The 3,347-nt window shown below is 59.6% G+C and carries 5 protein-coding genes; 3 read left to right on the top strand and 2 right to left on the bottom strand.

Annotated elements, in window-relative coordinates:
• Nucleotides 1–272: hypothetical protein (locus CH292_RS29200; RefSeq protein WP_218830210.1), on the bottom strand; the 272-nt coding region annotated here is incomplete at its 3' end.
• Here CH292_RS29200 and CH292_RS27485 point away from each other — a divergent pair.
• The 3 genes from CH292_RS27485 (at nucleotide 271) to CH292_RS27495 (ending at nucleotide 2,368) form a co-directional block, all read left to right on the top strand.
• On the top strand, nucleotides 271–1,077 hold the full coding sequence (locus CH292_RS27485) for a hypothetical protein (RefSeq protein ID WP_218830211.1): 807 nt from the start codon (nucleotides 271–273) through the stop codon (nucleotides 1,075–1,077). The two genes, CH292_RS29200 and CH292_RS27485, sit on opposite strands and share 2 nt — an antisense overlap.
• Nucleotides 1,078–1,105: 28 nt before the next feature.
• A complete protein-coding gene (locus CH292_RS27490) occupies nucleotides 1,106–1,828 on the top strand; it encodes a hypothetical protein (protein WP_094656311.1) in 723 nt (240 codons plus the stop codon).
• 75 nt (nucleotides 1,829–1,903) lie between these two features.
• Nucleotides 1,904–2,368, top strand: a complete 465-nt coding sequence (locus CH292_RS27495; protein ID WP_094656312.1) for a DUF5956 family protein — start codon at nucleotides 1,904–1,906, stop codon at nucleotides 2,366–2,368.
• 136 nt (nucleotides 2,369–2,504) lie between these two features.
• Here CH292_RS27495 and CH292_RS27500 read toward each other — a convergent pair whose 3' ends face one another.
• Nucleotides 2,505–3,065: a recombinase family protein gene (locus CH292_RS27500; protein WP_094656313.1), complete on the bottom strand. Its 561-nt coding sequence runs from the start codon at nucleotides 3,063–3,065 to the stop codon at nucleotides 2,505–2,507.
• Between the last annotated feature and the right edge of the window lie 282 nt (nucleotides 3,066–3,347).

Consider the following 3,347-nt stretch of genomic DNA (forward strand, 5'->3'; position numbering starts at 1 on the left):
GAGACCACCAGCTTCGTTGGAGACCCGCCCTCGTTGGCGGTGCCACACGGGTGATGAATTTTTGTGAGCGTCACTGCTGAATTTCGATGAGCGCCGTCATTGCTGCAGACCTGTTGGTAGAGAACGCATTCGGTGCATTCTGCATTGATTCCGTTCGCGCTCGAATATGTCGACCAATGACAAGTCAGGAACACCCACATGCTGACGAAGTTGCCGTCCAGACAGTCCCGGATCCGATCCATGCTGGCAATAGCTGGGGTGACCGCTCTCATGCTGGTCAGTCCCTCGATTGCGTTGGCAGCCCCCGACGACCCGGCCATTCCGGAACCTTCCGTTCCGTCGGATGTGGCCGTCGACGAAGTACCACTGGAGTATTTGAATACCCCCGGTGCAGAGGCACAGTGCATCGACGAGGCAGTATCGGTGCGAAAGCTGGAGTCTTGGACCTGCATGGGGCCGATTCTCAGCTCCGATGGGGTCACCGAAGTACTTCCGGTAGAACCCCGACCAGACCTCGCACCTGCGCCCGCGCCGCAGCGTCGCGACTTACCTGACCCTGACGACTACGACACATGGTGTGAAGAGGGACAGATTTCATGCCCTCGAGTACTCGAGTCCGGTTTCGGGGGCGAGGTCAAGTTCAATTTCTCTTGGGGTGACGACGAGGGCGCACAGGGGCAGTGGGACTACATCATCCGCACCAATCTGAATGGCCGGCAGGCGCAGTGGACGACCACGATGATCCTCGAGAACGGTCCGGCACTGACGTTCCAGCGGTCAGAGATCCACTGCCGTGAGGTTGTTCCTGGACCCTATCCGGACAGCAATTGCGGAATCCATTATGCCGGTTCACCGTTCACTATTCGAGACGCTCCTAATCAACGACGGTTCTCGAACGGCCCGATTTACGGAAACCGGCTGGACGATGCTGGCACATATTTCGCCGAAGGACGAGGGCAGTATTCCGCAGAGGGGTTCGAGTACGCTCTCTCGATTCCGACCTACCCCAAGCCTCCTGAGACCGGACGATTTGTGTGCCCTACCAACAACGGTCGTTGCTACTTCAACCCCAGCTGATCCAGCATCCATCAAGGAGAGGTCTTACATGACTATTCGCAATGCCGCATCGATTGGATTCACGGTCGGAGCTGCCGCCCTGCTCGCAGTACTGTCCACCGCTCCTGCGGGTGCGGAAGTTCGGACTGGGTGGATCGGTTCGACACCTCCAGTGAACGGAACGCTGTACCTTCATACGTCGACGATCGACAACGCCGGAGTTCCCAAAGCGTCGACGCGTGTTTACACGGCCTTCGGAAGCACTGTGCCGCAGGGTGTTATCGGCTCCAAAGCCCGCCTCTTCCGGGAGGGTGCGTTGTGCTCGGCGACGGACTACCAGTTCAACCTGTTCAACACGAGTTCTCAGACCGCTACGTCCACTCGAGACTGCGGACCCGGCTTCTACAACAGTCATGGATTCGTGGCGGTGTGGCCGTCCGGTGGAAACATGTCGGAGTACGTCACCTTCCCGTCCGACCCCCTCCAGTACCCTGCCCCCGCTGCCCTGGCTGCACCTCGTGCAGACGGCGACGCTGCGCGCGCACAAGGAACAAATCCGGACGGTGAGAGCTACGGAACCGGCGAGGCCGCGCAGGCAGATGCTGAACTCCCTGACCTGGTCAGCGCCATCGGTACCGATGGTGAGCTGGGGTACGTCAGGTCGGACGATTTGGTTGGTTCGGTAGTCGACGCTGCTGCGACGCCTGCTCCCCGAACGATTCCCCTGCTGTCACAGACCGGGGACCCCGTCGGGTCGTTCCAGATCGGTTAGCATCTTGATCGTCGGCTCTGGCCTCGGCGCTTCGGCGGCCGAGGCCAGAGTTCGTTTCAGCCTGAAGGAGACGGTATGGCTCAATACTGGGGCGATTACCCGGTCGCGGATGTCGAGGGTGAGATACCTGAAGGTCTGCCTGCGGGTCGATACGTACCGCTCGTCGCCAACGGTCATGGGGCGTTGACTGCCTGGGTTGCGGGTCCGGGCCGATGCTTTCGGACGTCGTATCCAGCGGCGCTGCATCCGCCAGTGAAAGTGTCACGCGGTCACCAGGCAACTGGTGACCCGCAGGAAGTTTGGTTCGAGGCCTTCACTGAAGAAGATTTGCGTGCGCAGAACGAGGACATCAATGCATATTTGGCCTCGGCAGGAGTTCGTCCACAACCGCGGGGTTACAAGTGGCACGTGCTGGTCCCCGACAACATCGTGGACGAAGATGCCCTCGAAGACGCGTTACGAGACAAGAACAATTATGTGGATCCCGTAGAAGTCTTCGAATCCATTGCACAGCTGTACGGAAATTTGTTCCGGTCCTGACCTTGCGAGCCGCCAATTTTCCTTGGCAGAGACAGAGGGCGTGCGACCCCTCCTGTCGCCGTTTTGGTGTACCCGGTGGAAGTGTCTCGCCAAAGGAACCCGGGGCCGGACGTACACCGTGATGGGAGCTAATCGCTTAACCCGCAGGCGAACTGAGGTGCCGGTAGAGGGTGGCGCGGCCGATTCCGAGTACTGATGCGATTTCGGTTTTGGGTGTGCCGTCGTCGAGCATTCTGCGGATGTGACGAGCTTTGTCGGCGTCGATCTTGGCTGGTTGTCCACCGATGCGGCCGCGGGCTCGTGCGGCGGCGAGGCCGGCCATGGTGCGTTCTTTGACGAGGTCTCGTTCGAATTCGGCGAGGGAGCCGAAGATGTTGTAGGTCAGGCGTCCTCCGACTGTCGAGGTGTCGATGCCTTCGGTGATGCTGCGCAGTGTTGCACCTTTGGTTTCGATGAGGTTGACGGTTTCGATGAGGTGGCTCAGTGAGCGGCCGAGTCGATCGAGTCGCCATACTGCGACGACGTCGCCGACGCGCAGGCTCTCGAGGAGCAGCTGCAACTGAGGTCGGTCTTTGTCTGCTCCGGATGCGACCTCTTCCCAGATGCGGAAGCAGCCGGCGGCTGTCAGTGCGTCTCTCTGTAGATCCAGCGACTGATCGGTGGTCGAGACCCTCATGTATCCCAAAACGGCGCTCACGAGGATGACTGTCTCAGAAACGGCCGACAAGGCACAGGCGGCGCGTCAGAGCTTGAGACAGGTTTCTGAGACACATCACGATTGAGTCTCGAATATCGATCCGGCTGTCAGTTTCAGAAGACGACTGCATTGTTTCAGAAGTGGACTGCACTACCCGCCTTTCAAACGATCGCGAGCGCGTCTTGTCCGTGGCCATGACAAAGTACCCACTGGTGGCCAGGTTGAGGTCCCCACTGGTGGCCAGATAAAAGTCCCCACCCCGTGTTCGTCGTGTCGATCAGG

The organism is Rhodococcus sp. 14-2470-1a, from assembly GCF_002259425.1.
Lineage (GTDB): Bacteria > Actinomycetota > Actinomycetes > Mycobacteriales > Mycobacteriaceae > Rhodococcoides > Rhodococcoides fascians_E.

Excerpts from the sequence above, each read along its gene's own strand:
- CH292_RS27495 (WP_094656312.1), top strand. The coding sequence starts at position 1,904 with ATGGCTCAATACTGGGGCGATTACCCGGTCGCGGATGTCGAGGGTGAG.
- CH292_RS27490 (WP_094656311.1), top strand. The coding sequence starts at position 1,106 with ATGACTATTCGCAATGCCGCATCGATTGGATTCACGGTCGGAGCTGCC.
- CH292_RS27485 (WP_218830211.1), top strand. The coding sequence starts at position 271 with ATGCTGGTCAGTCCCTCGATTGCGTTGGCAGCCCCCGACGACCCGGCC.